A 26,113-nucleotide genomic window follows, 5' to 3' on the forward strand; every position below is an offset into this window, starting at 1 on the left:
GCAGCCCTGTGGGGATTCCGCAAGAGACTGCGCCGATTTGCCCCGGCCATCAAGTCGAATGTGAGGATTACTCCTCTCGGGCAGCCGATCGATCCGGCAGCTCAGCGCCACTCCGCCAGATTGATGGCAAGCGCTGCAGTGCCCACCAGAATGAGGCTCACTGCCCACAACGTTTCCAGATTGATCCAGCTCCGAGCAACGAACTTCACGCCGAGATAGCGATAGACCAGCCATGCCAGGAGGCCGCCGGCGCCGAGCATGGCGGCGGTGTGGGCGAGCGCCACGAGGAGCGCCATCGCAAGGTTCCGGTCGATCACGCGAGCCGCCGCGTCGTGACCGGCATGCGCGGCCGATGTCGCGCACAGGCCGAGATAGATCGGCAGCAGCATCAGCCCCGCGCCGTGCGCAATCGCCACCGCGAATGACCACAGCGCCAGCTTGGTCGGTGGTATTCGCGCCAGTGCGCGCGGATGACGCCGGTTGACGAGCCGCATCAGGCCGAAGCCGATCACGATCAGGGCGGCGGCCGCCTGGATCTGCCGCTGCCATTCCGCCAGCGTGATCAGCAGCGCAAAGGGCAGCATCACCAGCAGCATCGCCGCGAGATGACCCGCCGACAATGGCAGCAGTGCGCCGGCCAGCGCCCGCGAGGATTTTTCCATCAGGCCGGCCGAGACCGCGAGCGGCCAGCCCATGCCGGGATTGATCCCGTGATAGAGGCCGCTCGCGATGATGGCGAGCCACAGCCAGATGGCCGTCGTGCTCGATTCGCTCAATTCCAGACCGACGGATAGCAGAACGAATCCGTCGAGCAGTCGCCGCCTTCGAGGCGGATCTGATGCGGGCGATACCCCTCCGGGAAGCTGACGAAGTAGTCCTTCGCGAGTTCCAGCCCGCCGTTTGCGCCGACATTGGCCATGACTTCCGCACCCGGCATGCCGTCCGGATAGAACTGGTCGTCCCAGGTCGAATAGAGCGAGTTGGTCCAGTACACGCGCTTGCCGTCGCGGCTGATCTCCACCATCTGCGGTCCGCCGGCATACGGCTTGCCGTTCGGATGCTGCGTGCGGCGGGCGATGCCGCCGATATGCACCGAGCCGGCAAGCTTGGGCTTCCTGGGATCGCGCACGTCGTACTGGCGCATCTCGCCGGTGCCCCAGCAGGAGACGTAGAGGAAGCGATCGTCCATCGACAGGTCGATGTCGGTCACCAGCGGCGGCACCGCGCCGAATCCCTGCAGCAGCGGCGGCAGCTTGTCCTTCGCCGCGGGCTCGGGCGGGATCGTCGCGGTCTTCTCGACATGGAATTTTCCGCCCTCGCGCCACCAGGTCCAGATCGAGGCCTCGAGGTTGGTGGTGTCGACGACGACGCCGACGAAGCCGTACTCACGGATCGGATCGTGCGCGGGCCGGACCTCGAGCGCCATCTGATGGTTGGCGCCGAGGTCGATGGTCTGGACGTTGCGGCGGGCGCGCAGATCCCAGAAGTGCAGTCGATGACCGTATTTGTTGGCCAGCAGATCCTCGGCAACGATGCCGTGCTCGAACTGCGGCGGCAGGGCCCACTCGCTGGTTACCATGTAGTCGCGCGGCAGATTCCACCAGAAGTCATAGTGCAGCGTCTGCGGGCCGCGGTCGATCTCCCAGCGGCCGAGCACGTCGAAGGTCTCGCAGTCCATGATGAAGATGCCGGGAGGTCCCCCGGTGCCGTCCTTGCCGCTGCCGCCGAGCGTCGAGATATAGATGCCCTCAGGCCCGCAATGGGTGGTATGCGGCCGCGAGTAACCGGTCTTCTTGAACACCTCCTCGGGCTCGATGATCTTGTGGATCTTCGCTTCGAGCGGCGAGGGCTTGGTGTCGATCACGTAAATCCGCGATGACCGCAGTCCGGGAATGATCAGATAGCGACGTTCGATGAAGGCGTGTCCGGCGAGCGGAGACAGCGCGGACGAGCATGCGTTCCAGCCGAAGTGATGGAATTCGTCGCCCTTGTTCGGCATCGTCACGGTGTGAACGATCTGGCTGTAGGTCTTCGATCCCGGCTTGACGTCGATCACCGCAAGCGCGTCGGGCTTCGAGAAGTCGGGACTGAGCAGCAGCGTGTAGGCAAAGTTCTCCGGCGGCGCATCCATGGCAAGCTTTGGCGAAGCGTGAAACGTGGGATCGGGTCTCATCGTCATGGCGTTCTCCCGGTTCTGTTGGCATGCCGCCAACGTTCGGGGCGTTCGGAGCCGTTCAATTCACCCAGTGCGTCCTTCCGCCTGCGGCTCCGTCGGCGACGTTGGCGGTTTGCAGCTTACGGCATCGACCGGTTCCGCGAAACGCGCTCGCATTTTCGTGACACGGCCCGGTTCCTGCAGCCTTGCGAAAGAAAATCGTTCGCGCCTGCGCGGTGCTGTGAGGACAGGACGCCGAAAATCTGAAAGCAGGGTGGAAGACTTGTGCCAAAGGTTGCTCGGCGATGTCGATCGCGCGGGAGGCCACGCCCGCTCAGAACTCAAGCGCCGCGTTGTCCACCACCTCCTTCATCACGAAGAAGGTGCGGGTCTGCCGCACGCCCGGGAGTGCAATCAACTGGTCGCCATGGATGCGGTTGAAGTCCTCCATGTCGCCGACGCGGATCTTCAGGAAGTAGTCGAAGTCGCCTGCGACGAGGTGGCAGTCGAGCACGCATTTCAGCTTCGCCGCCGCCTGCTCGAAGCTCGCGAAGCTTTCCGGAGTGGAGCGGTCGAGCACGACGCCGACCATGACCAGCGTGCCCTTGCCGACCTTGCGCGGCGCCACCATGGCGCGGACGCCGGCCACGAAGCCCTCGTCGAACAGCGCCTGCGTCCGGCGATGGCAGGTGGCGGGACTGACGCCAACCTGATCCGCCAGCTCGGCATTGCTGAGCCGGCCGTTCTTTTGCAGCAATCTCAACATCTTGAGGTCGATGCGGTCGAGTCGGGCAGCCATGGAAGAATCTTTCGTGAAATTGGCAGATAGTGAGAGAAAGGATAATGAAAATCGATCAGAGTGCAATATTCGAGGAAGGTGCAGGCTGAGTTAGGGAGCACCTTCCGCGTCCTTGATGATAGGTTTGGCCGCAGTTCCCGGACATCAATAAGGATGCCAGCATGCTGGAAAAATTCGCGCGCTATCCGCTCACCTTCGGCCCGACGCATATCGAGAAGCTCGATCGTCTCTCCAAGCATCTCGGCGGCAAGGTCGAGCTGTACGCCAAACGCGAGGACTGCAATTCCGGGCTCGCCTATGGCGGCAACAAGCTGCGGAAGCTCGAATACATCATTCCCGATGCGATCGCCTCCAACGCCGACACGCTGGTCTCGATCGGCGGCGTGCAGTCCAACCACACCCGCATGGTCGCAGCCGTCGCCGCCAAGATCGGCATGAAGTGCCGCCTGGTCCAGGAAGCCTGGGTGCCGCATGAGGATGCGGTCTATGACCGTGTCGGCAACATCCTGCTCTCGCGCGTGATGGGCGCGGATGTGCGGCTCGTCGACGACGGCTTCGACATCGGCATCCGCAAGAGCTGGGAGCAGGCAATCGAGGAGGTGAAGGCCGCCGGCGGCAAGCCCTATGCAATTCCGGCCGGCGCTTCCGTGCACAAATATGGCGGGCTCGGCTATGTCGGCTTTGCCGAGGAGGTGCGGGCGCAGGAGAAGGAACTCGGCTTCAAGTTCGACTATGTCGTGGTGTGCACGGTGACCGGTTCGACCCATGCCGGCATGCTGGTCGGCTTCGCTGCCGACGGCCGCGCGCGCAACGTGATCGGGATCGACGGTTCGTTCACGCCCGAGCAGACCAAGGCGCAGGTGCTGTCGATCGCGCAGAACACCGCAAGCCTCGTCGAGCTCGGCCGCGACATCGTCGCCGACGATGTCGTGCTGGTCGAGGATTACGCCTATCCGGCCTATGGCGTGCCGTCGGAGGAAACCAAGCAGGCGATCCGCCTCTGCGCCCGGCTCGAGGGCATGATCACCGATCCCGTCTATGAGGGCAAATCGATGCAGGGCATGATGGACCTGGTGCAGAAGGGCTACTTCCCGGCCGGCTCGAAGGTGCTGTACGCCCATCTCGGCGGCGCGCCCGCGCTCAACGGCTATGCCTACGCGTTCCGCAACGGCTGAGGCGGACGCCTCCCGTAGCGTTGGCGAAATCCGGCTGCCGGCTTTCACCGCGAGGCGCGATTCCCGGATTACGCTGCGCTCGATCCGGGCCATGCGCTACTGGTCCCGTAAGGTCCCTGTCAGGTTCGCCCGGTAGCCTCTTTGCGCCGGGCAAGTCAGGAGACCATCGTGAAGATGAATGCTTTCGGCCGGGCCATCGCGGCACTGGGCGTTGGCATCGTCGCCGTCGGACACTGGTTCTGGCAGCACCAGCACCATCCCTTTCTGTCGCGTGGGCGCCTGTGGGGGATGAACGGTGCCTTCGAGCTCTATGCCGGCATCTTCCTGATCGGCGTCGGCGTCCATGCCCTGGCATCGTGGTACTGGAACCTCAGCCCTCCCGAACGGCCGGTGCCGTCCTCCCTGCGCGAGCGGCAATAACACCCAGTCGTGCGGCCGATTCCCGGGATCGACCGAATATGTCCGGGTTGACACATTCGGAACGAAATACGAACATGCTCCCGTAACCTGAGGATGTGGCGATCGCCTCATCCACGATCAGGCTGTGCGGCTCCAGGGCAATGATCCCGGCCGCTCGCCTGCGCGGCAGGGATTGTTGGCTGGGGGTGGGTTCCATGAGAGGGATGGTCTGGGCGGTCGTTGCGGCCGTTTGGCTGGTCGTGTCCGCAAGTCCGTCGGGCGCGCGCGGGCCCTATGGCTCGATCACCGTTGGCAACTGGCAGGGCGGTGCCTTCACCGACGACAAGACCGGCGCGTTCAGCCATTGCTCGGCAGGCAGCACCTACCAGAGCGGCATCTACTTCATGGTCTCGATCGCAGAGAACGGTAGCTGGCGGCTGGGCTTCGCCCATGAAAGCTGGCGGCTCACGCCGGGCGAAGCTTTCCCGCTCACGCTCACTTTCGATGGCCAGCCGGCGTTCAATGTCTATGGCATGCCGCTCGGGGAGCGGCTTGTGATCGTCGAGATGCCGGTGAATTCGTCGCTGATCAATCAGTTTCGCAAGGCGCGCCAGATGAGTGCCTTTGCGCAGGGGCAGCTGTTTCAGTTCAACCTGAATCAAACCGCGCAATTGCTGCCGGCGCTGCTCAACTGCGTGATGTCGGTCAGGAAGAGCGGCATCGCGAATGCCGGTGAGTTCGCGGTGGCCGCAAAGCCCGCGGCTGCGCCGCCGCCACAGCAGACCGCGCCGAGCTCGACGGCGAAGCCGCAGGCGCGATCCGGTACCGGTACCGGATTCGTGGTCAGCAGCAGCGGTCACGTCGTGACCAACCATCATGTCGTCGACGGCTGTACCGAGATCACAGGCAATCTGAGTGGTGAGGCGCCGGTCAAGCTGCGGCTGGTGTCCGATGACGAGACCAACGATCTCGCGCTGTTGCAGGCACCGAGCCCGTTCAAGGAGGCCGCCAACATCCGGCAAAGCTCGATCAAGGTCGGCGACGGTGTGGTGGCGATCGGCTATCCCTATCATGGCTTGCTGACATCCGATTTCACCGTGACCACGGGCATCGTCAGTTCGCTGAGCGGCATTCTCAACGACACCCGTCATCTGCAAATCAGTGCCGCGGTGCAGCCCGGCAACAGTGGCGGGCCGCTGTTCGATCTCGGCGGCGCCGTGGTCGGCGTCGTTGCCGCGAAGCTCGACGCGGTCAGGATGGCGCGGGCGACGGGGAGCATTCCGGAAAACGTCAACTTCGCCATCAAGACCGGCGCGCTGCGTGATTTCCTCGACAACAGCGCGGTGGAGTACCGCACCAAGGAATGGCACGACGGGATGAGGGAGGAGACCTCCGACATTGCCAAGAATGCTCGCGGCTACACGCTCCTGATCACCTGCAAGGTGAACGAGCAGACTGCGGGCGCCAGGAAACCGGGAAATTGAGGCCGGCCTTTCCTCTGCCTGCAAGCGCCGGATGACAGGGGCATCCGGCCTTCGCAGCCTATGCCGCGTGACCGCCACCGGGTTGTCAAATGGAGGGGAGTCCGTGACTGCCATCAAAACCGAGGTTTCGATTCATCCGGTCTTAAGGCAAATCCCGCTAGAGCTGCAGCGCCGACCTGGCTTTGCAATGGGTCCCGTCGGCTTTGCATCCGGACGGACGCAGGTCACGTGGGCAACATCGCCAACTCCATCACTTTCGTGTTCGATGCCTGGCGTGGCCAGGTTTCCGATCCCGGCAAGCAGTTCCTTTTCGCCGCCATGCTCCTGCTGCTGGCCGCTCACATGGGCTGGCGATCTTCATGGTCGCGCCGCGCGATCGATGCGGTTGAAAGCGTGAAGGCGACGCTGGCCATCTTCCTGATCAACGCCCTGCTGGCTCCTGCCGTGTGGCTGTTGTCGGAGCAGTTCAAGGCGCTTTATGCATTGCTGGGAATACCGAGCGTGCCAGGCTCCGTCTGGGAGGGATTGCCGGTCTGGCTGCTCAGCCTGATTGCCATCGTCGCTCAGGATTTCGCCAATTACTGGAACCATCGTGCCATGCATTTGAAATGGCTGTGGCCGGTGCACGCAATCCATCACTCCGATCCCGTCGTCAACGGCTTGACGGCCTATCGCATCCACATCCTTGAGGCGCTGGTGATGTGGGGCTCCTATACCATCATGCTGACCTGGCTCGGCATGCCGGCCGACGCGATCGGTATCGGTGCGCTATTCCTGACGTTGCACAACGTCTACATCCATATCAATGTCGACTGGGGCCATGGCCCGCTGCGCCTGTTGATCGCCTCGCCGCGCTTTCACCGCTGGCACCATGCCGATGTGCCGGAGGCCCACGGCAAGAACCTCGCCAACGTCATTCCGCTGTTCGACTGGTTGTTTGGCACCTATCGCGTGCCGGGACCGTGCGACGCACCTGTCGGCGCCGCCGGCGTACCGCGCAACGATGTCGTCAAGCTGACATTGTGGCCGCTGCTGCAATGGGCACGGCAGGCGACCCTGTGGGTCGAGGCAGGACGCGCCCGGATCGTCGGCTGGCGGCCTGGGCAAGACGATGCCCTTCGACATCAAGACTGAATAGAGGTGCGTTGGCATCCTATTCGGATCGCCGCAGCGTGTGCAGTGTGATCTCGGCCGGACAATTGAGCCGCACCGGAGCCAGGCTGGTGCCGGCGCCGGTTGCGGTGTAGCCGACGAGTTCCCCGAAGCGCCAGGCGCCTTTGCCCATGCGGCGCGGCAGCCGCGCTTCCAGCTTGATCGCGATGCCGCCGGGCAGGCAGAGCTGGCCGCCATGGGTGTGTCCGCTCAGCATGAGGTCGAAGCCGGCTTCCGCCGCCTGCCGATAGGATTCCGGCGTGTGGGCGAGCAGGACCGAAAAGGCATCCCGCGGAATTCTTGCCGCGGCCTTCGGGATATCGTCGGCGCGATAGAAATGCGCATCATCGATCCCGGCGAGATGGATCGTCGCGCCGCTGCGCGTGATGGGCTCCTGCTCATTGAACAGCATCCGGATGCCCATCGCCTCCAGTGCCGGCGTCATGCGGATGCTGTCGTGGTTGCCGAGGATGCCGTAGAGCGGCGGCCGTAACCGCGCGCAGAGATCTCCCATCAGCGCGAGGCTCGCCTCGACCGGACCATGGGTCTTGCCGCGATAGTCGCCGGTCAGCACGCAGATGTCGAAGACGATCTCGCCGACGAAGCTCGCAAGATGCCGCATCGCGCCCTGGCTCATGTCGGTGTGGAGGTCGCTGAGCTGCAGGATGGTGAAGCCGTCGAAGCTCTTCGGCAGGCGGGTTGAAGTCACCGTGTTGCGCCTCAGCTCGACCCGATCGGCATTGCGCCGGGCCCGACCGTAGAGGCCGACGGCTTTGAGCGTGCCCGTGACGATCCAAGGCGCCAGCTCCCAGTTCTCGACGTTGAAGACCAGCGTGCCCTGGCCGAACAGCTGCGCGTCGTGCCCGGTCTCGACCGCGAGGCGGCGCGCGACATGGTCGGCGCCGATCCGCTCGATCAATCCTTGCAATTCCCCGTCGATCATCGCCTGCCGCCTGCGTCGCGAAGGCGACACTATCATGCGCGATGCCGGCGCAGGAAATGCCGGCGTGCCCGCTCAGACCACCGGCACGCGCTTTGCCGCCACCGCCGCCGGCGAGATCACCTCGATATCGAGCGGCACCTGCCAGCGTTCGGTGAAGCGCACAAGCGGCGGCGCGTTGCTGCTGCGTGCGCCTTGCAGCACGAAGCCGTCATAGCCCGCGTTCATCACCGCGTTGCACTTCTGCACATAGATCGGGAAGCCGCCGATGTAGGGCATGAACACGCGCGGCCGGCCGGGGATGTTGGTGCCGACATACCAGGAGCTGCAGGTCGAGCGCAGCGACACCGTCGAGACGTCGTTGACATGGGCAACCCAGGCGTCCTCGTCCTCGCGCCTCGGCTCGATGGTGCCGGCGCCGACATCGCGCATGTGACCGATGCAGTCCGCCAGCCAGTCGACATGCTGCTCGATCGCCTGGATCATGCTCGCCAGCACCGACGGGCTGCCGGGCCCGGTGATCATGAACAGGTTCGGAAATCCTTCCGAGGCGAGGCCGAGATAGGCACGCGGGCCGGCGTGCCATTTTTCGGCCAGCGTGCGGCCGCCGCGGCCGGCGATGGCGATCCTGTCAAACGAGCCGGTCATCGCGGCAAAGCCGGTGGCGGAGACGATCGCGTCCACCTTGTACTCGGTGCCGTCGACCACGATGGCGTCATGCGTGAAGCGCTCGATCGGCGTCGTCGAAACGTCGACCAGCTTCACATGCGGCAGATTGTAGGTCTCGAAATAGTGGGTGTCGACGCAGAGCCGCTTGCAGCCGAACACGTTCTGCGGGCACAGCAACTCGGCCGTCGCTGGATCCCTGACGATGCTGCGGATCTTCGTCCGCGCGAAATCGGCGATGGTGTCGTTGGCGGCCTTCTCGAACAGGAGGTCGCCGAACGCGCCGAGGAAGGGCAGGCCGCCGCGCTGCCAGGCTTCCTCGTATTGCCGCTCGCGCTCCTCGGTGCTGACCTGCAGGGCCGGCTCGGTGTTGAACGGGAAATAGAAGCCGGTGGGGCGCGCGCGGGCCTTTGCGCGCAGCTCGGGGTAATGCGCCTTGGCCTCCTTCAGATAGTCCGCCGAGAGCGCCTCGTTCCACGCCGGCACCGACCAGGTCGCGGTGCGCTGGAATACGGTGAGCCGGGAGGCCTGCTGCGCGATGATCGGGATCGACTGGATTGCGGACGAGCCGGTGCCGATCACGCCGACGCGCAGGCCGGTGAAATCGACCCCCTCATGCGGCCATTCGCCGGTGTGGTAGATCGGCCCGCGGAAATCCGCCATGCCCGCGAAGGCCGGACGGTTCGGTGCCGACAGGCAGCCGACCGCCATGATGCAGAACTTCGCGGTGACCCTGTCGCCGCGGTCAGTCTCGATCAGCCAGGCGCCTGAGGATTCATCGAAGGTCGCGGCGGTGACGCGGGTGTCGAACACGATCTGGCGGCGCAGGTCAAAACGGTCGGCGACGTGGTTGGCGTAGGCGAGGATCTCCGGCTGCGGCGAATATTTCTCCGACCAGTTCCACTCCTGATCGAGCTCTTCGGAGAACGAGAAGGAATATTGCATGCTCTCGACGTCGCAGCGCGCGCCGGGATAGCGATTCCAGTACCAGGTGCCACCGACCCCGCCGCCGGCTTCATAGACCCGCGCGGTGAAGCCGAGCCCGCGCAGCCGGTGCAGCATGTACATACCGGCGAAACCGGCGCCGACCACGACGGCATCGAATGTTGCGGTTTCCGCAGGGCGCGCGTCGGTGCGCGCGGCACTCTCCTGAGCCATGGCCCGTTTCTTCCCCGTATTGGCTGCGCCTGTTGGACGCGGCGCGGTAAAGATTAGGGCTAGGTCGGCGGGGCCCGCAAGCCAGCGTGTGGCCGTGCCGCGAATGGCTCCTATGCCGCGCAGCGAGCGCCACGGTATCCCGACGCTACTCCAGCCGCTCGACCTTCCTCAGCGACGGGAACAGCTTCATCCAGAGCAGCGCCACGGCGATGGTACCGAGACCGCCGATCAAGGCAGCCGGCATGGCGCCGAACAGCGCAGCCGTGATGCCGCTTTCGAACTCGCCGAGCTGGTTGGAGGCGTTGACGAAGAGGTAGTTCACCGCGCCGACGCGGCCGCGCATCTCGTCCGGTGTCGCAAGCTGTACCAGCGAGATGCGGATCACGACGCTGATCGTGTCGGCCGCACCCATCGCGGCAAGCGCCAGCATCGAGAGCCATATCTGTCGCGAGAGCGCAAATACGCAGATTGCCAGCCCGAAGGCGATCACCGCCTGGAACATCCGCAATCCCGCCCGCCTCGAGATCGGATGCCGCGCCAGCACCGCAGTCATCAGCAGCGCGCCGACCGCGGGCGCGGCGCGCATGACGCCGAGCGCCCAGGGGCCGGCAAGCAGGATGTCGCGGGCATAGATCGGCAACAGCGCGCTGGCGCCGCCGAGCAGCACTGCGAACAGATCGAGCGAAATGGTGCCGAGGATCGCCGGATTGTCGCGAACGAATCTGACGCCGGCGAACAGCTGCCCGAGCGACGGCGGATCCGGCTCGGCCGCCGGTCGTTCCAGCCGGATTGTGCCGCAGCAAATGGCGCCGAGCAGCCAGAACGTCGCCATGACGGCATAGGGTACCGCCGGCGAGATCGCATAGGTGAAGCCGCCGATCGCCGGACCCGTCACAATCGCGACTTGCCAGGCGCCGGTCGACAGCGCGGTGGCGCGCTGCAACTGGCCCTCCGGCGTCACAGCCGGCAGCAGCGCGGAGGAGGCCGGGTCCCCGAATGCGCCAGCGACACCGAACGCAACCAGCACCGAGAAGATCTCGGGCACGGTCAGATTGCCGGCAAGGCTCCGCCAGCCGAGATAGGCTGCGGCAAAACCCTGGATCAGCTGGCAGGCCTGCACGACGCGGCGGCGATCATAGCGGTCGGCGGCGTGTCCGGCGATGAACACGAGCAGCGCGCTCGGGATGAACTGCACCAGCCCGACCATGCCGAGATAAACCGCGCTGCCGGTCAGCGCGTAGACCTGCCAGCCGATCGCAACCGTGGCGATCTGGTAGGCGAATTCGGAGAAGCTGCGCGAGGCCACGAACAGCAAGAGTGGTGGATGGCGAAACAGATCGGCGGATGCGGCCTCATTCTGTGCGGACATGCGCCACGGATGGCGGAGCGTGTGGCTGCCGTCAATACGTCCGGCCTGGATGGATTGTAAGCCAGGCGCGAAATTTCAGCCGTCGCTGGCCCTCACCAGCCGGATCAGCTCGTCGCCATAGTGTTCCAGCTTCTTGTCGCCGATCCCCGCGATGTTGCGCAGCTCGTTCAGCGTTGCGGGGCGCACCGCGGCGATGCCGTCGATGGTCGAATCGTGCAGCACGACATAGGCCGGCACGCCGCGCTTCCGCGCGACCTCCGAGCGCCAGGCGCGCAGCGCCGCATGCAGTGCGGGGTTGGCGCCGCCGCCTTTGCCGTCGGTCGCTGGCGCGTGCTCGCCGCGGCGCGACTTGCTCCGGATCGCGCGGTCGCGCGCGCCCTCCGGCTGCTCGCGCAGCATCACCGGCGTCTCGCCCTTCAACACGCTGCGCGCACTCTCGGTGAGCTTCAGCGCGCCATAGGCGTCGCTGTCCGCGCGCAGGTGACCCATGGCGACGAGCTGGCGCAGCACCGCGCGCCACTGCTTCTCGTTGAGCTCGCGTCCGATGCCGAACACCGATAATTGGTCGTGGTGGTATTGCTTGACGCGTTCGGTCAGGCGGCCCACCAGCACGTCGATCAAATGCATTGCGCCGAAGCGTTGGCCGGTGCGATAGGCGCAGGACAACAGCTTCTGCGCCAGCACCTTGCCGTCGCGGACGCGCGGCGGCGACAGGCAATTGTCGCAATTGCCGCAGCTCTCATGGGTGCGCGTCTCGCCGAAATAGCCGAGCAGGCGCTGCCGCCGGCAATGGGCGGTCTCGGCGAGCGCGACCAGCGCGTCGAGCTTGCCGATCGAGACCCGCTTGAAGCCGTCCGAACCGGTCGATTCGTCGATCATGCGGCGCTGCTGCACGATGTCGGAGAGGCCATACGCCATCCATGCGGTCGACGGCTTGCCGTCGCGGCCGGCACGGCCGGTCTCCTGGTAATAGGCCTCCACGCTCTTGGGCAAATCGAGATGCGCGACGAAGCGCACGTCCGGCTTGTCGATGCCCATGCCGAAGGCGATCGTGGCGACGATCACGACACCGTCCTCGTTGATGAAGCGGTCCTGATGCCGCGCGCGCACCGCCGCATCGAGCCCGGCATGATAGGGCAACGCCGGAATGCCGGCGTCGTTCAGCGCTGAAGCGACGTCTTCGACCTTGGCGCGCGACAGGCAATAGACCACGCCCGCCTCGCCCGCGTGCCGGTCCTTGATGAGGGCCTTGAGCTGCGTCGTCGCGTTCTGCTTGTCGACGATCTCGTAACGGATATTGGGCCGGTCGAAGCTCGCGACGAATTGCGGTGCGTCCGTGAGCTGTAGGCGCTCGGCGATCTCCTGGCGCGTCATCGCATCGGCGGTCGCGGTCAGCGCGATGCGCGGTACATCCGGGAAGTGTTCTGACAGCACCGAGAGGCCGATATATTCGGGCCGGAAGTCGTGGCCCCATTGCGAGACGCAATGCGCCTCGTCGATCGCAAACAGCGCGATCTGCGCCTGGCCGAGCAGGTTGAGGCAGCGCGGCGTCAGCAGCCGCTCGGGCGCGACATAGAGCAAATCGAGATCGCCGGCGAGCAGCCGCCGTTCGACCTCGGAGGCTTCCTGATAGGACAGCGTCGAGTTCAGCACCGCCGCGTTGACGCCGGCTTCGGTCAGGCCCGCGACCTGGTCGCGCATCAGCGCGATCAAGGGCGACACCACGATGCCGCAGCCGTCGCGCAGCAGCGACGGCAATTGGTAGCACAGCGACTTGCCGCCGCCGGTCGGCATCAGCACCAGGCAATTGCCGCCGTCCGTGACGTGGCGGATGATCCTCTCCTGCGCGCCACGAAAGCCGGGCAGCCCGAACACGTGGTTGAGCACGGACAGCGCATCGCGAGGCGGGCTGGAGGCGCGATCAAGGGCGGGCTGGACGGTCATGATCCCCTGGGATGTCTCGGGATTTTCGTAAGGATGTCCTGGGGTCAACAGGCGGTGATCGAGCCTCTGGGGTCGAACGATACCGGAACGAGACGCGTTAATACGATGGTCCCGTCACAAACTCAATTCAGGCATGGCCCATCGGCTGGGGATCATCACAGTGTTGCCGCTGTCGTGCTGGTCGCTGCCGCCGGCTTCAAGGATGCGATCGAGGCGTAGGCGTCAGGATGTTGGAGCAGGGGCCGCCGGAGGCGGCGTCATCGGCTCGACCTCGTGGATCGTCGGCAGGTTGATCGGCCGATAGCTCGGATCCTTCTCCATGCGCTCCACGACAGACGCATGGATGAGCGCGCCTTCCGGAATCGGCCGCGGCTCGCCCAGCGGCAAATAGAAGCCGAGGAAGGATTTGCGCGCAGGCCATTCCTTCCATCTGTCGCTCTTCGGAATCCATTCCAGGATTTTCCAGGCGCCCTTCAGCGAGTCGTGCAGCGGGGCGGTCGCGCTCGGCGGCGCATATTGGCGCTGGTGTGGCGGCAGTGGCAGCCCCCAGGCCAAATGATCGATCATCGGCTGGTCCAGCTGCAGCCCGGCCGCCTTGGCCTGTGCGAGCATCCAGATCAGCGGATATTTCGATGGTCCGCTCCGTTCCTCCCGATAGCCGCCGCCGACATCGGAATGCACGCCGGCGAACCAGACCTGGCGGATGTCCTGCTCCACTTCCGTCGACGGATCGAACGGGTTCGACCGGTATTTCTGCGGTTGGACCCAGCGGTTGAGGCGGAACATGCGTCGACGCTCGTCGATCGAGATCGCCTGGCGGAAGTGCTTCACGCTGGAATTGGTGCGGGTGAACAGCAGCGTCTGCAAATCGAACAGGAAATTGTCCTGCCGCGGCACGATGATCGAGGCGACCGTGTCCCAGACCCCGACAAATTCGATGTCGATGTTGCGGCCGCCGGCGACCTGGCTGAAATGCCAGGCTTCCTTCAAGGGCGCCGCGTCAAAGCTGCCGTCAGGCTTCTGGGCATCCGCGCTGGCCTTCTTGTAGGTCGAGAACGCGTAGCCTGCGAGGTCGAGCTGGTCGACCGGCAGCAGCCCGATCACGTGGACGAAGGCGGCCAGCACGCGCACGGTATAGGCGCCGCGGCTGAAGCCGAACATCCAGACCCGGTCACCTGGTTCCCATGTCCGGCACAGGAACCTGTAGGCGCCGAGCGTGTCCTCGTCGAGGCCGGCGCCGAAGGCCAGCCCGAGCAGGCCGCGCACTTCCTGTTTGATGCGCCCCCACGTGTTCTGCAGGCCGATCGTGCCGAGACCGGGATGATAATAGACCCGTTGCCGGTCGTTCTTCTCGGTGACGCGAAACAGCTTCAGCACGTTGGAAATGTTGGCGCCGATCTCGTTGCCGGTGCCGTCGCAACTGATCACGATATCTTTCGGCATCCGTTACCCCTGCGGTCACCGTGAAGCCTCGGGGCGTATCGTAGGGCAGAACGCGACCAGGATTCAATCTTCAATTGAAGACAGTTGTATGTACCCGGGATGGACACCGTCGGCCTGCGTCCCGGCTGAGGCTATTGATATGTCGCCACGATGTCGGACACCGCACGCTCGAGCTGCTGCGCGGTGGCGCATTGCCGCACCACGCTGCAGAAGGTCGCATAGCGCGGCATCTCGGAATCACCGAAGCCCCAGACCATGCGGCCCTCCGGGTTGAGCCACACCAGCCGCTTGGAGCGTTCGCCGATGCGGCGCAGGATGTCGGCGCGCGGGTCGAGATTGTTGCTGCGGGCGTCGCCGAGCACGATCACGGTGGTCTGCGGCGTGATCGTGTTCATCCAGCCGTCCTCGAAATCGGCGAACGAATTGCCGTAGTCGGACGAGCCGAAGCCGACCTTGGACATGATCTCCTTCATTGCCTCCTCGGGCGATTTGGATTCCAGGATGCGGCTGACCTCGATCAGATGGCCGGAGAAGGCGAACGAGCGGACGTCGTCGACCACCTCGTGCAGGCTGTGGATCAGCAGCAGGAAGAAATCCGAGACCCGCGCGACCGAGCCGGAGACGTCGCACAGCGCCACGATCTTCGGCCGGTCGCGGTGCTTGCGCTTCCAGGCGGTGAGGAAGGGGATGCCGCCCCAGGCCGCGTTTCGCCGGAGCGTGCGGCGGACGTCGAGATGGCCGCGGCGCTGCCGCTTGCGCGGCTTGGAGTAGCGCTCGCGCAGGCGACGGGCGATCTGGCGGATCAGCACGCGCATCTGCTCGACCTGGCGCGGCTCGATCCGGGCGAGCGGCGCGTTGCGCAGGATCTCGTTGCGCAGGTTCTCCGCCTCCTCACGGCCGTAGAGCAAGAGCGCCTGCGAGACCGCGTCGCGGACGGTGCCGCGCAGGCCGCTCAGCGCATCCTGCAGGCGCTCGGCGAGCGCCGGATTGCTCGCGGTCAGATTGTCGATGTCGTCACGCAGGCGCTGGATGCCCATCGCATCGAGGATGCGGGTCTGGAAGATGCCGCGCTGGGTGAAGTAGCGGATGTCAGACAGCGAGGCCGCGCCCGAGGCATTGGCGATCGCGGCCGAGATCGCGGTGCGGTCCTGCGACAGCAGCATCTGCGCCAGCGGACCGACGTTTTCGTCGTCCGCGCCGCCCGAATTGTCGCCATGCGCATCGGCCGACGGGTTGCCGCCCTGTTCGCCCTGGTCGTCCTGCCTGCTCTGCTCAGCGCTGTCCTGCTGCGGCTCCGGCGCGCTGAAGAACAGGTCGAAACAGTCGCCGAGCGCGCGCTTCTCGTCCTGGGTCTTGGCAAGCGTCAGCAGGAAGGTGTCGCGCAGGACCGCGCGATCGGAGAAGCCGACCGCAGACACCGCGCGCATCGCATCGATGCTTTCGGCGGGCGAGACCCGGACCCCGGCTCCCCGCGCCGCACGAAAGAAGCGATGCAGGTTCTCGCGCATGCGAACCCTAGCTGAACACGCCTTGCCGCGATGCCTTGGCGATGAAGGACGACACCTGCGGCATCGCGGCTTCGATGTCGGCTTCGTACTTCAGGAGCACGTTGAGCGTGTCCTTGACAAGCTCGTGATTGAGCTCGTTCGCCTCCAGCAGCACCAGCACGCGGGCCCAGTCGATCGCCTCGCTGACCGAAGGCAGTTTCTTGAGGTCCAGCGTGCGGATCTCGTGGATGAAGCCGACCATCTGCTTGCGCAGCGTCTGCGAGATTCCGGGCACGCGGCTCTCGACGATGCGCTCCTCGAGCCTCTGCTCGGGAAAGCCGATATGAAGATGCAGGCAGCGCCGCTTCAGGGCGTCGCCGAGGTCGCGCTCGCTGTTCGAGGTCAGGATCACGGTCGGCGGCGCCACCGCCGCGACCGTGCCGAGCTCGGGGATGGTGACCTGGAAATCCGAGAGGATCTCCAGCAGCAGCGATTCGAATTCGGCGTCGGACTTGTCGATCTCGTCGATCAGGAGTACGCAGCCGGCCGGTTGCTCCAGCGCCTGCAGCAGCGGGCGCGGCTCGACGAACTCCTTGGAGAAGAACACGTCGCCGAAGGTGTGGAGCTGGTCGAGCGCGGCATGCAGCGTCTGCGCGCCGCCGAGCACCTCGCCGAGCTTGTCCTTCAGGATCTGGGTGTAGAGCAGTTGTTTTGCATACTTCCACTCATACAGGGCCTTGGCTTCATCGAGGCCTTCGTAGCACTGCAGGCGGATCATCTTCATGCCGCGCCAGGCGGCGATCGCCTTCGCAAGCTCGGTCTTGCCGACGCCGGCGGGACCTTCGACCAGGATCGGCTTTTCGATCTGCTGCGACAGGTAGACCGCGGTCGCGATCTGCCGGCTCGCAATATAGCCTTGTGCGGCAAGGCCGCTCTCCACGGCCTCGATCGAGGCGGTGGGCCTGGTGTCAGCCACGAGGATCAGCTCCGAATTTACCCTGAACTCGGACCTGTTCTGCTCCCGTTGCGGGCAAAGCACAAGGCTCGTTTGGCCCGCAACGGGCATCGGCTTGGCGCATGGTTCTAGGCTATTTCCGCCGAGCGCAATACCGAAGGGAGTACGTCGAAGCTCAGGGATTACCTCAGCGCGAGACCGGTTGCGGCCTCGAGCTCGGCGATCGCCTGCGCAGCGCTCGCCACCTTGATCGTGGTCATGCCCATCTCGCGCGCCGGCTTCAGATTGACGCCGAGATCGTCGAGGTAGACGCAATTGCCCGGATTCACCTGCAACGTCTCCACCATCATCCGGTAGATGCGCGGATCGGGCTTGCGCAGGCCGATCTTGGCGGATTCGATCACGTGATCGAACAGCGCCATCACCTCGGCGACATAGAGCGTACGACCGCTATGGCTGCCGATCGCATTGGCGGGCAGGTTGTTGGTGATGCAGCCGGTCTTGAAGTTCGCATTGATGCGCTTCAGCGCTTCCACCATCTCGGGGCGCAGGTCGCCGGACAACAGCGGAAGCACGTCCTTGCCGCGCACCTCGGCGCCGAGCGCCCTGGATTCCGCGGCGAACAACTCGTCAAAGGCGTCGATATCGATCTCGGCGCGCTCGAATTTGGCCCAGGCGTTTTCGAGATGATTGGCCGCATTGGTCCGGCGGATGATATCGAGTGGAATCCCCCGCTCGGTCTCATAGCGCGTGAACGCCTCGAACGGCGAGGTGGTCAAGACGCCGCCGAAATCCCAGATCACTGCTTCGATCATCACCTGTCCTGCCCTGCTCGATGGGGGAGCGGCTAACATGGATCGGAGGCGAGAACCAGCCCGATCCGGTGCTTGGCGATATCCGCGGCGCGGGCTATTGCTGCGCCGATGACAACCTCCCGCTTGATTCTTGCAGCCCTGGTGTCGCTGGCCTCCGCTCCTGCGGCCGCCATCGTCGGCGGTGGCGCGCCGCAGGCCGACGGCGTAGCGCGGTCCGTCGTCACCATCGTCGGCTCGCGCGGCAATTTCTGCACCGGTGCACTGATCGCGCCGCAGGTGGTGCTGACCGCGGCGCATTGCGTGCAGCCCGGCGCCGACTACAAGATCGTCGACTACGGCGCCGACCGGCAGCCGAAGTTGCAGGACGTCAGGACCGTTGCGATCCATCCTGGCTTCAGGATGCAGGCGATCCTCAATCATGTCGCGACCGCCGACGTCGCTCTGCTGCAACTGGCGGCGCCTGCCGCCGGCAAGGCGCCGGCGGCGCTCGGCATGCCCGACATCCCGATCCAGGTCGGCGGCCGCTTCACCATCGCGGGGGTCGGCGTGGCCGTGCGCGGCGACGGCAAGAGCGGCGGCACGATCCGCGTCGCCGGCCTGATCGCGACCGGCAAACCGGGCACGTTGCAGATCCGGCTGGTCGATCCCGTGGGGCAGGGCACGCGCGACGGCCTGGGGGCCTGCACCGGTGATTCCGGCGCGCCCGCGTTCGAGGACAAGCAGAGCGGGCCTGCGATCGTCGGCGTGGTGAGCTGGTCGACCGGGCCGAACGGCACCGCCGGCTGCGGCGGCATCACCGGCGTCACGCCGCTGACGCTGTACCGCGACTGGGTGATGCAAACTGCGCGGCAATGGGGCGCGAGGTTTTAGCCTTGCCTCGCCCTGCCTCCGGGTGAGGGGGTACAGGTCTTCTAGCTTGCACCGACTTGTGGAGAAAGCCCCTCACCCCAACCCTCTCCCCGTAAGAGGGAGAGGGAGGAGAAGAGAGTGTCAATGCCCGGCAGCCTTCTTCGCGGCGGCGTTGTTCAGCACGATCAGGCCATCGACCGCGACGCCAAGCTTGCTGTTGATCAGGAACGGATTGACGTCGATCGAGGCGATGCGTCCGCCGGCGTCCGCCATCAGATTGGACAGACCGACCAGCGCTTTCACTGCTGAAGGTTCGTGCAGCGCTGGCTTGCCGCGATAGCCCTTCATCTTGATCCCGGCCTTGGTCTTCCTGATCAGCTCCTTCGCCTCATCAGCATCGATCGGCGCGCCGGCGAGCGCCACGTCCTTCAACAGCTCGATGTCGATACCGCCGGTGCCGAACAGCACCACCGGCCCCATCTCGGCATCGAGCGAGGCGCCGACCACGAGCTCGAGATCGGCCTTGACCTGCTGCGCGATCAGGATGCCCTCGAGCTTCGGCTTGCCCTTCAGCTTCTTCACCCGCGCGGTGATGTCGTTGAACGCCTTCTTCACCTCGGCCGCATTGCCGAGGTTCAGCACCACGCCGCCGACGTCGGACTTGTGCAGGATGTCGGGGCTGACCACCTTTGCCACCACCGGAAAACCGATGGTCTTGGCGATCTTCACCGCTTCGGCCGCGGTCTGCGCGACCTCTTCCTTCGAGATCGGAATGCCATAGGCCTTGAGCAGCTTCTTCGATGCGACCTCGTCGAGCGCGGCGGCGCCATTCGCGGCTTTCAGCGTCTTCTCCAGCACGGCACGGGCGGCCGGTTTCGAGCTCGATGCGATGTCAGGCACTTCCTTGCGCAGGCCCGCGTATTCGATCAATGACTTGATCGCGCCGACGGCGCGGTCGAGGCCTTGCATCACCGCGATATTCGGCAGGCTCTTGCGCAGGCCCTTGGTGAACTCGGTGAAGCCGATCGACATCGCGCTGATATAGATCACCGGCTTGTGGGCCTGGCCCGCCATGTCATTGACGATGCGCAGATTGCGCTCGCGCAGCTCGTGCGGCGCCTTTGGCAGCTCGGCGTCGATGATGACGATGTCGGTGTCGGGATCGTCGATCATGATCTTGATCGACTTCATGTAGACGGAGGGATCGACCACCGCGGCAAAGCCGGCGTCGAGCGGGTTGCCGACGATGCTGCCGGGCCCGAGCATTTGCGCCAATTGTCCGGTCGCGTTCGGGCTGAGCGGCGCGAAATTCAGGCCGGCCGAGTAGAAGGCGTCGATCAGCAGGCCGCGCTTGCCGCCGGACAGCGAGACCGCGGCAAGCCGGTTGCCCTTCGGCGGATCGGCGTGGACGAAGCATTCGGTGGTCTCGATCAACTCATCGAGCCCGCGGACGCGGATCACGCCTTCGCGGGTCGAGATCGCGTCAAAGGTCTCGATCGATCCGGCGAGCGCGCCGGTATGCGCCATCGCCGCGGCCCGCCCGCCTTCGGAGGCGCCGAGCTTCAGCGCAATCACCGGCTTGCCGGCCGCACGCGCCGCCTTGCAGGCGTCGCGGAACACCTTGGTGTTCCGGACACCTTCGAGATAAACCACGATGACGCGGATACTGGGATCGGCAGCGAAATAGGCCATCAGATCGGGCGTCTCGAGCCCGGACTCGTTACCGGTCGTCACCATATAGCCGACGCCGACACCGCGATCTTCCAGCGCCTGGCGGATCGCCATCACGATCGCGCCGGACTGACCGGCGATCGCCACTGCGCCCTGTTCCATCGTGACGATGCGGTCGTCGATATTGGTGAACAGGTTTTCGCCGGCGCTCAGATTACCGAGGCAGTTCGGGCCGGTGACCGCGAGCCCGGTCTCCTTGATCGCCTGCTTCAGCTCGACCGCGAGTCGCTGGCTCTCCTCGTCCTGCAATTCGCTGAAGCCCGAGGTGACGATGGTCGCCGAGCGCGCACCGGCCGCCGCCGCATCGCGGATCACTTGTACCGCAAAGCGCGCCGGCACCAGCACCAGCACATGGTCGGGCTTTTCGGGAAGGCTGACAAAGTCCTTGTAGCAGGTGACGCCCCAGATCGCCTCGCGCTTGGCGTTGATCGGGAACAGGCGGCCGGCGTATCCGTACTTGATCAGATTGTTCCAGATCCGCTCGGCATAGTTGCCGGGCTTGTCGGTGGCGCCGACCAGCACGATGTTGCGCGGGTGCAGCATCGCATGAATGCTCTTGACGATGTCGCTGGCGTCGGCTGGCGGCGACCATTTTGCAGCCGGATGAAACGCGGTGCTTGCGAGAGCTTCCATGGAGCCTGCCCTTATCCTTGTCTGTTTCCTGTGGGCGACGGTCGATCGCCGCGGCACGCGATTTTGATTGTTTTTATGGCTCCGGGAAGCGGGTGGCAACTCACACCGGCGCAAGTCTGGGCACCGCACAAGATATCCCGGGTCACGAAAATTTCCGCGAAATCAGGAACCCGATTCGGACAGGCTCGAATCCGGTGCGATCAGTGTCGCATGCAGCAGATAGCGCTCCGGACCCGATGTCAGCGCGTCGAATGGCCAGCAGGTCGACAGCACCAGCTCGTATCGATCGGTGAGCGGATCGATGCCGGACTGATCGAAACGAGCGACCGAGCTTCCGTCGGCCCTGTAGCGGAATCTCTTGCCGTCGCTCCTCGTGACGTCGATCTCGTCGCCGATCGCGACCTCCTTGAGGAATCGGAAATGCGTGTCGCGATGCGCCGAGTACACGGCGACGCCGCGTTCACCGGCGTCGACGGTCTGCTCGACATGACCCGGGCCGAAGGCGAGCGCCTGCCCGCTGCTGCCGGCGAGCGCAATTTCGGAGACGTGAATGCGCCTGACCTCGATGCGCGCCACCGGCCAGGTGTCGGCCCAGCTCCATGGCTTCACGGGATGACCGGTGACGATGGTCTCCTCAAACGCGCGCTCCAGCAGCACCTGCGCGAGCAGTGCCTTGGCGTGGATGTAGGCGCCCTGACCGAACAGGATCAGGCCGAGGAGGGCGGACGCGAGCGGAGGGATGAAGCGGGGCATGGTGTGTCTTCTGACGTCATTCCGGGTTCGCTTATGACCGTTGAGAGAAAGCGGCGCGCGCGGCCCTGGGGGACGGGTGAGAGGCCGCGCGCGCTCTTGAAAGAGGAGGTCGGGGGACACCTCCTCCTTTCATCCGACGTCATCGGGGTGACATCTGACGTCGGTTGAACACCAGGAAGAGCAGGCTGACCGTGAGCAGGATCACGCCCGCGATCATCTTCAGCTCGGCATCGGTCGCAGTCTTCGGCAGCTGGACCGGCGCGGGAGTGGGAGCGATCACCGGCCCCGGCCGCTTCAGCGACGCGACCTGCACCCTGGAATCGCCCACCCTGGCATCGCCGGATTCGGCGCGGCGCTCGGTCGGCGCTGCGGCCGGCTGGCGCGGATGCTCGCCGAACACCTTTGCAAAATCCCAGCCCGCGGGCAGGTTGATCGGCAGTTCAGCGAGCTTCAGCGGTTCACCGTCAGGACGGCTCGGCGTGTTGTCGACCGCGACGAGGCTGGTCAGCCGCGTGACGAGCTGATGCTCCAGCGCAAGCGCAAGGATGGTCTTGTCGGCGTCTTCCGGGCTCACCTGCCGCGTGGTGCGCGCGACCTCGGCGTCCGCGATCTTGCGGCGTGCCCACAGCTTCGACAGGCCCTTGCCGTCGGCGGCGTTCGCGAGCGGCAGCGTCACGCTCCACGGACGGTCCCCGACGCGGCCCTTGATCTCGACCGAGCCGGCGAGCCTGTCGAGCTTCGCGGCAAGCACCAGCGGCTCGTCACGATAGACGTCGGGCAGTGCCGCCGGCGTGAGATCAGCCGTGGCGTCCGAGAATTTTGCCGACAGTCCGGTCACCGCCGGATTCTCCAGCCTGGCGAACAGGCCGCGCATGCGCTCCTCGACCTGCTCGACCGAGCCGATATGGGTGAAGGTGCCGCGGCCGAGCTCGGCGGCGCGCGTCATCAGGTAGGTGTTCGGCGCCGAACCGATGCCGACCATGAAGATCCGGGAACGGCCGCGCAGCGCGCCGATGGTCTCGAACAATTGCTGCTCGTTGCCGATGGCGCCGTCGGTCAGGAACACGACCTGGCGGATGGTATCGGCGTCGTCGCGATTGGTATCCGACAGCGCGGCGCGCATCGCCGGCACCATCTCTGTGCCACCACGTGCCTGCAGAGCACTGACAAACGATGTCGCATTGGTGATGTTGCTGCTGGTCGCGGCGACCGGGGCGGGGAATAGCACGTCCATCGTGTCATCGAAGCGGATCACGTTGAAGCGATCGGTCGGCTGCAGGCGGCCGAGCGCGTACAACAGGCTCGCCTTGGCCTGGATGATCGAGGTGCCGCCCATCGAGCCGGAATTGTCGATCACGAAGATCACCTCGCGCGGCCGCGGCGCCTGCTGGGCCTGTTCGATCGAGGGCGGAGTCACGAACGCGAGCAGATAGTCGGACTTGCCGACATGTTCGCGGAACAGTCCGACCGACGGCGCCGTCTCGGCAGCGGGCTTCCAGGTCAGTTCGAAGTCGCGATCGGCCGGAACGGGGCCGCCAGCCAGCGTGATGACGCGCGTGGTGGTGTCGGGGCTCTCGATATTGACCTGGTGAAAATGGCTCTTCACCTCGCCGAGCGGGAAGCCGGCCTGCAAATGCACCGTGATCCTGGTCGGATTGATCGGGGCATTCTCCGCGGGGTCGAGTGCGGTCGGCGAGATTCGGTCGCGATCCGGAACCGGATCCGTCGCGGTCGTTCCCCAGCCGTTGCCATCGGCGCGGAGGTCGACGCTCTGCACGACGGGAAGCGGATTGTAGCGCGGGCCGACCACCATCGGCACACGCAGCGAGAACTCGTTGCCGTCCTGCTGCACCGGCTCCTGATACTCGATCTGCACCAGCACGGTTTCGCCGGGACCGATATTGGCAACCGAGTTAGTGAAGATGTTCGGCCGCTCCTGCTCGGTGAGCGCGGCCTTCTGGCCGTTCGAGCGGGCCTGCTCGTAGATGGCGCGCGCCTGCTGCCGCTCCTTGATGTCGCCGACCACGACGCGGTCGCCGACCACCATCTTCAGCGTGTCGACCGCACCGCCTGCCGGCAGCGGGTAGACGTAAGTGGCCTCCATCCAGTCCCTGGTCGGGTTACGGAAGATCTGCGTGACCCGGGCCCGGATGGTCGGGCCCGACACGGTAAGGTCGACATCGATTCCGAGCCGCAGCGCATCCGTATAGCCGTCGTCGGTCTTGAGCAGCAGCGAGCCGGAGCGGGCCGTGCCTGGCCGCAACACCGCGTGCGGCTGTTCCGCGGACCATACCGGATCGAAGCTCAGGAACAGGGCTGCAAAGCCGATCGCGAGCGCGGCTATGCCTTCCACGAGGAAGAACAGCAGGATACGCATCCTGCGCGACAGCCGCGTCTGCTGGCTGGTTTCACTTGCATCGTCAATCGTCGTCATTTTCGTCGCTCCCGAGCGAGTTGTTCGCTATGGGAAATCTTGGAGAACGCGCGGTTTGGCGCGAGCGGATTGATCGGCAATGATTGGCCGCCGCCCGGCGCCGTCCGCCCGCGGTGAGTACGGGTTAGTGCGGTTTTGTGATGAATTGTCCGGTCTGCTAGACTGCTCGAATTGCAGGGGAATCGCGCAAAGGATCAGGATGCCGACGCCGGACAAGCAGCTTTCCGCCGAGCAGAGCCGGCAGGTGGCGGAGACCATCCGCGAGGAGATTGCGCGCCGCCGCATCTCGCGGCAGACCCTGGCGGAGCAGGCCAAGCTCAGCCTGTCGACGCTCGAAAAAGTGCTCGGCGGCCGCCGCCCGTTCACACTCGCGACCACCGTGCGGCTCGAGCAGGCGCTCGGCGTCTCCCTGCGCAAGTTGCCGGACGTCATACCGATGGTCGCGTCTGCCAATGTCGAGGTTGCGCCCGACAGTCTCGGGTCCTATTCCCGCCGCTCGGTGGCGCGGATCGAAGGCACCTACATCACGGTCCGGCCGTCATTCGGCGAGAAGGGCGCGATCTATGCCTATCGCACCGAGATCGCCTGGGACGACGCCGCCTCGCTGCTCGCCTTTCGCGAGGGCGAGCGGCAGGATTCGGACTACACGCAGTTTGGCGAGGTGGCCGTGCCCAACGAGTCCGGCTTCGTCTATCTCGTCACCAACCGGCACGGCCAGCATCGCGTCATCACGGTGTCGCGCCCGCGAAACTCCGGCGAGATGTACGGCATCATCACGACGCTGTTGGCCGGACGCGGCTCGGTCCTGACCCCGATCGCAGCACCGATCGCGCTGCTGCCGATCAAGAACGTCCCAAATCCAAGCCTCGGCCGGGTATTATCGGATGATCCGAACCACAAGCTCTACCGCGAGCATCTGCGCCGCACGGTGGACGAACCCTTTGCGATCCTGTTGCAGGACTGACGCGCTGTTCCGAATGCGAGATCAGGCCTGCCTCGGGCGCGGCGGCGCAACGATGCCTGCAATCAGCACGGCCAGGATGCCGGTCAGGAAAATGCCGTCGAATGTGCCGGCACCGCCGATCGATGCGATCGGCGCGCCGAGGCGGCCGATCTTGTCGAGGTTAAGCAGGTCGGCCCCGAGCAGCGTTCCCATCGAGCCGCCGATATAGGCGAGCGGCGCCCCGTATTCCCGCGACAGCAGCAAGGCGAGGATTGCGGTGGCGAGGACCGGAACGAACACGGGGACGGCGATGCCCATTCCCCGCACCGGGGTGGCGCTGGCGTGCACGATTGCCGCGATGACGACTGTCGCGATCGCGGCCTTGAGCCAGAGCTGATAGCGAAGCACGAGGTAGGTCGACATGATCGTCGGGATCACCGCACCGCCGACATTCACGGCCAGGATCGTGCCGGGCGATACCACGAACGGCACGACATAGCGCATGCCGAAGAAGTCGACGATCTGCCCGGATCGCGCCGGTGGACCGTGCAGCACGGTGATCGGTATGTTGAAATAGCTGCCGATCAGCGAGCCGAACAACAGCAGCAGGGCGACTCCGGGACCGATGCCGAGGCGCATATAGGCGTAGCGCAGGATGCGAAGCTGGATCAGCACGACCAGCGCCACGGCCACGAACACGAGGACCGAAAACAGTCCCGGCGTCAGCGGCAGGTAGTGAACGTTCGAATCCATCGGGCTGCCGGTGTGGATTTGGCCTGTCCTGCCCTGTTAGGTGGGAACGCGTGGCGAGACCACAAGGACGCCAGCC

21 protein-coding genes are annotated in these 26,113 nt (G+C 65.3%); 6 read left to right on the forward strand and 15 right to left on the reverse strand.

Going from position 1 to position 26,113, the window contains the following annotated elements:
• Positions 1 to 101: 101 nt before the first annotated feature.
• From JQ586_RS21135 to JQ586_RS21145, 3 genes are all read right to left on the reverse strand, one after another.
• A complete protein-coding gene (locus JQ586_RS21135; RefSeq protein ID WP_212396533.1) occupies positions 102 to 776 on the reverse strand; it encodes a hypothetical protein in 675 nt (224 codons plus the stop codon).
• On the reverse strand, positions 773 to 2,179 hold the full coding sequence (locus tag JQ586_RS21140) for a selenium-binding protein SBP56-related protein (RefSeq protein ID WP_212396534.1): 1,407 nt from the start codon (positions 2,177 to 2,179) through the stop codon (positions 773 to 775). Before JQ586_RS21140 ends, JQ586_RS21135 begins: the two co-directional genes overlap by 4 nt.
• 310 nt (positions 2,180 to 2,489) lie before the next feature.
• Positions 2,490 to 2,954, reverse strand: a complete 465-nt coding sequence (locus tag JQ586_RS21145) for an Lrp/AsnC family transcriptional regulator (protein WP_212396535.1) — start codon at positions 2,952 to 2,954, stop codon at positions 2,490 to 2,492.
• Between the two features lie 161 nt (positions 2,955 to 3,115).
• On the opposite strand from JQ586_RS21145, the gene JQ586_RS21150 reads away from it, so the two are divergent.
• From JQ586_RS21150 to JQ586_RS40565, 4 genes are all read left to right on the forward strand, one after another.
• Positions 3,116 to 4,129, forward strand: coding sequence for a 1-aminocyclopropane-1-carboxylate deaminase (locus JQ586_RS21150; protein WP_212396536.1), 1,014 nt, complete (start codon positions 3,116 to 3,118; stop codon positions 4,127 to 4,129).
• Between the two features lie 174 nt (positions 4,130 to 4,303).
• Positions 4,304 to 4,549 (forward strand): hypothetical protein, encoded by a 246-nt coding sequence (locus tag JQ586_RS21155; protein ID WP_212396581.1) that lies wholly within the window; start codon positions 4,304 to 4,306, stop codon positions 4,547 to 4,549.
• 194 nt (positions 4,550 to 4,743) lie between these two features.
• Positions 4,744 to 6,012, forward strand: coding sequence for a S1C family serine protease (locus JQ586_RS21160; RefSeq protein WP_212396537.1), 1,269 nt, complete (start codon positions 4,744 to 4,746; stop codon positions 6,010 to 6,012).
• A gap of 228 nt (positions 6,013 to 6,240) precedes the next feature.
• The gene (locus tag JQ586_RS40565; RefSeq protein ID WP_212396538.1) at positions 6,241 to 7,146 is read left to right on the forward strand and encodes a sterol desaturase family protein; all 906 of its coding nucleotides are present in this window, start codon (positions 6,241 to 6,243) and stop codon (positions 7,144 to 7,146) included.
• 19 nt (positions 7,147 to 7,165) lie between these two features.
• On the opposite strand, the gene JQ586_RS21170 is transcribed toward JQ586_RS40565, so the two are convergent.
• The 8 genes from JQ586_RS21170 to JQ586_RS21205 form a co-directional block, all read right to left on the reverse strand.
• Positions 7,166 to 8,107 carry a metallophosphoesterase gene (locus tag JQ586_RS21170; protein WP_212396539.1) on the reverse strand — a complete coding sequence of 314 codons (942 nt, stop codon included), beginning with the start codon at positions 8,105 to 8,107 and terminating at the stop codon, positions 7,166 to 7,168.
• 72 nt (positions 8,108 to 8,179) lie between these two features.
• Positions 8,180 to 9,928: an NAD(P)/FAD-dependent oxidoreductase gene (locus JQ586_RS21175; protein WP_212396540.1), complete on the reverse strand. Its 1,749-nt coding sequence runs from the start codon at positions 9,926 to 9,928 to the stop codon at positions 8,180 to 8,182.
• Between the two features lie 145 nt (positions 9,929 to 10,073).
• Positions 10,074 to 11,297: an MFS transporter gene (locus tag JQ586_RS21180; RefSeq protein WP_212396541.1), complete on the reverse strand. Its 1,224-nt coding sequence runs from the start codon at positions 11,295 to 11,297 to the stop codon at positions 10,074 to 10,076.
• A gap of 75 nt (positions 11,298 to 11,372) precedes the next feature.
• On the reverse strand, positions 11,373 to 13,241 hold the full coding sequence (gene recQ, locus JQ586_RS21185) for a DNA helicase RecQ (protein WP_212396542.1): 1,869 nt from the start codon (positions 13,239 to 13,241) through the stop codon (positions 11,373 to 11,375).
• 222 nt (positions 13,242 to 13,463) lie between these two features.
• Positions 13,464 to 14,684, reverse strand: a complete 1,221-nt coding sequence (locus tag JQ586_RS21190) for a DUF2235 domain-containing protein (RefSeq protein WP_212396543.1) — start codon at positions 14,682 to 14,684, stop codon at positions 13,464 to 13,466.
• A gap of 131 nt (positions 14,685 to 14,815) precedes the next feature.
• On the reverse strand, positions 14,816 to 16,192 hold the full coding sequence (locus JQ586_RS21195; protein WP_212396544.1) for a VWA domain-containing protein: 1,377 nt from the start codon (positions 16,190 to 16,192) through the stop codon (positions 14,816 to 14,818).
• 7 nt (positions 16,193 to 16,199) lie between these two features.
• Positions 16,200 to 17,147 (reverse strand): MoxR family ATPase, encoded by a 948-nt coding sequence (locus tag JQ586_RS21200; protein ID WP_212396545.1) that lies wholly within the window; start codon positions 17,145 to 17,147, stop codon positions 16,200 to 16,202.
• 161 nt (positions 17,148 to 17,308) lie between these two features.
• Positions 17,309 to 17,941 carry an HAD-IA family hydrolase gene (locus tag JQ586_RS21205; protein ID WP_212396546.1) on the reverse strand — a complete coding sequence of 211 codons (633 nt, stop codon included), beginning with the start codon at positions 17,939 to 17,941 and terminating at the stop codon, positions 17,309 to 17,311.
• A gap of 108 nt (positions 17,942 to 18,049) precedes the next feature.
• Between JQ586_RS21205 and JQ586_RS21210 the strand changes: the two genes are divergently transcribed.
• Entirely contained in the window at positions 18,050 to 18,811 is a 762-nt protein-coding gene (locus JQ586_RS21210; RefSeq protein WP_212396547.1) for a trypsin-like serine protease, read from the forward strand.
• A gap of 120 nt (positions 18,812 to 18,931) precedes the next feature.
• On the opposite strand, the gene JQ586_RS21215 is transcribed toward JQ586_RS21210, so the two are convergent.
• The 3 genes from JQ586_RS21215 to JQ586_RS21225 all read right to left on the reverse strand — a co-directional run bounded on the left by JQ586_RS21215 (position 18,932) and on the right by JQ586_RS21225 (position 24,341).
• Complete coding sequence (locus JQ586_RS21215) at positions 18,932 to 21,154, reverse strand: acetate--CoA ligase family protein (protein ID WP_212396548.1); 2,223 nt, start codon at positions 21,152 to 21,154, stop codon at positions 18,932 to 18,934.
• A gap of 162 nt (positions 21,155 to 21,316) precedes the next feature.
• Positions 21,317 to 21,907: a class GN sortase gene (locus tag JQ586_RS21220; protein WP_212396549.1), complete on the reverse strand. Its 591-nt coding sequence runs from the start codon at positions 21,905 to 21,907 to the stop codon at positions 21,317 to 21,319.
• 139 nt (positions 21,908 to 22,046) lie between these two features.
• Positions 22,047 to 24,341, reverse strand: coding sequence for a marine proteobacterial sortase target protein (locus JQ586_RS21225; protein ID WP_212396550.1), 2,295 nt, complete (start codon positions 24,339 to 24,341; stop codon positions 22,047 to 22,049).
• Positions 24,342 to 24,540: 199 nt separating this feature from the next.
• Between JQ586_RS21225 and JQ586_RS21230 the strand changes: the two genes are divergently transcribed.
• The gene (locus JQ586_RS21230; protein WP_212396551.1) at positions 24,541 to 25,305 is read left to right on the forward strand and encodes a helix-turn-helix transcriptional regulator; all 765 of its coding nucleotides are present in this window, start codon (positions 24,541 to 24,543) and stop codon (positions 25,303 to 25,305) included.
• Positions 25,306 to 25,326: 21 nt separating this feature from the next.
• Here the strand turns inward: JQ586_RS21230 and JQ586_RS21235 are convergent, their stop codons facing one another.
• A complete protein-coding gene (locus JQ586_RS21235; RefSeq protein WP_212396552.1) occupies positions 25,327 to 26,037 on the reverse strand; it encodes a DUF1614 domain-containing protein in 711 nt (236 codons plus the stop codon).
• Between the last annotated feature and the right edge of the window lie 76 nt (positions 26,038 to 26,113).

This window comes from Bradyrhizobium jicamae, assembly GCF_018130215.1.
In the GTDB taxonomy this organism is placed as follows: Bacteria; Pseudomonadota; Alphaproteobacteria; order Rhizobiales; family Xanthobacteraceae; genus Bradyrhizobium; species Bradyrhizobium jicamae_A.

Excerpts from the sequence above, each read along its gene's own strand:
- JQ586_RS21140 (WP_212396534.1), bottom strand. The coding sequence starts at position 2,179 with ATGACGATGAGACCCGATCCCACGTTTCACGCTTCGCCAAAGCTTGCC.
- JQ586_RS21145 (WP_212396535.1), bottom strand. The coding sequence starts at position 2,954 with ATGGCTGCCCGACTCGACCGCATCGACCTCAAGATGTTGAGATTGCTG.
- JQ586_RS21150 (WP_212396536.1), top strand. The coding sequence starts at position 3,116 with ATGCTGGAAAAATTCGCGCGCTATCCGCTCACCTTCGGCCCGACGCAT.
- JQ586_RS21155 (WP_212396581.1), top strand. The coding sequence starts at position 4,304 with ATGAATGCTTTCGGCCGGGCCATCGCGGCACTGGGCGTTGGCATCGTC.
- JQ586_RS21160 (WP_212396537.1), top strand. The coding sequence starts at position 4,744 with ATGAGAGGGATGGTCTGGGCGGTCGTTGCGGCCGTTTGGCTGGTCGTG.
- JQ586_RS21170 (WP_212396539.1), bottom strand. The coding sequence starts at position 8,107 with ATGATCGACGGGGAATTGCAAGGATTGATCGAGCGGATCGGCGCCGAC.
- JQ586_RS21175 (WP_212396540.1), bottom strand. The coding sequence starts at position 9,928 with ATGGCTCAGGAGAGTGCCGCGCGCACCGACGCGCGCCCTGCGGAAACC.
- JQ586_RS21180 (WP_212396541.1), bottom strand. The coding sequence starts at position 11,297 with ATGTCCGCACAGAATGAGGCCGCATCCGCCGATCTGTTTCGCCATCCA.
- recQ (WP_212396542.1), bottom strand. The coding sequence starts at position 13,241 with ATGACCGTCCAGCCCGCCCTTGATCGCGCCTCCAGCCCGCCTCGCGAT.
- JQ586_RS21190 (WP_212396543.1), bottom strand. The coding sequence starts at position 14,684 with ATGCCGAAAGATATCGTGATCAGTTGCGACGGCACCGGCAACGAGATC.
- JQ586_RS21195 (WP_212396544.1), bottom strand. The coding sequence starts at position 16,192 with ATGCGCGAGAACCTGCATCGCTTCTTTCGTGCGGCGCGGGGAGCCGGG.
- JQ586_RS21205 (WP_212396546.1), bottom strand. The coding sequence starts at position 17,941 with ATGATCGAAGCAGTGATCTGGGATTTCGGCGGCGTCTTGACCACCTCG.
- JQ586_RS21210 (WP_212396547.1), top strand. The coding sequence starts at position 18,050 with ATGACAACCTCCCGCTTGATTCTTGCAGCCCTGGTGTCGCTGGCCTCC.
- JQ586_RS21215 (WP_212396548.1), bottom strand. The coding sequence starts at position 21,154 with ATGGAAGCTCTCGCAAGCACCGCGTTTCATCCGGCTGCAAAATGGTCG.
- JQ586_RS21220 (WP_212396549.1), bottom strand. The coding sequence starts at position 21,907 with ATGCCCCGCTTCATCCCTCCGCTCGCGTCCGCCCTCCTCGGCCTGATC.
- JQ586_RS21225 (WP_212396550.1), bottom strand. The coding sequence starts at position 24,341 with ATGACGACGATTGACGATGCAAGTGAAACCAGCCAGCAGACGCGGCTG.
- JQ586_RS21230 (WP_212396551.1), top strand. The coding sequence starts at position 24,541 with ATGCCGACGCCGGACAAGCAGCTTTCCGCCGAGCAGAGCCGGCAGGTG.
- JQ586_RS21235 (WP_212396552.1), bottom strand. The coding sequence starts at position 26,037 with ATGGATTCGAACGTTCACTACCTGCCGCTGACGCCGGGACTGTTTTCG.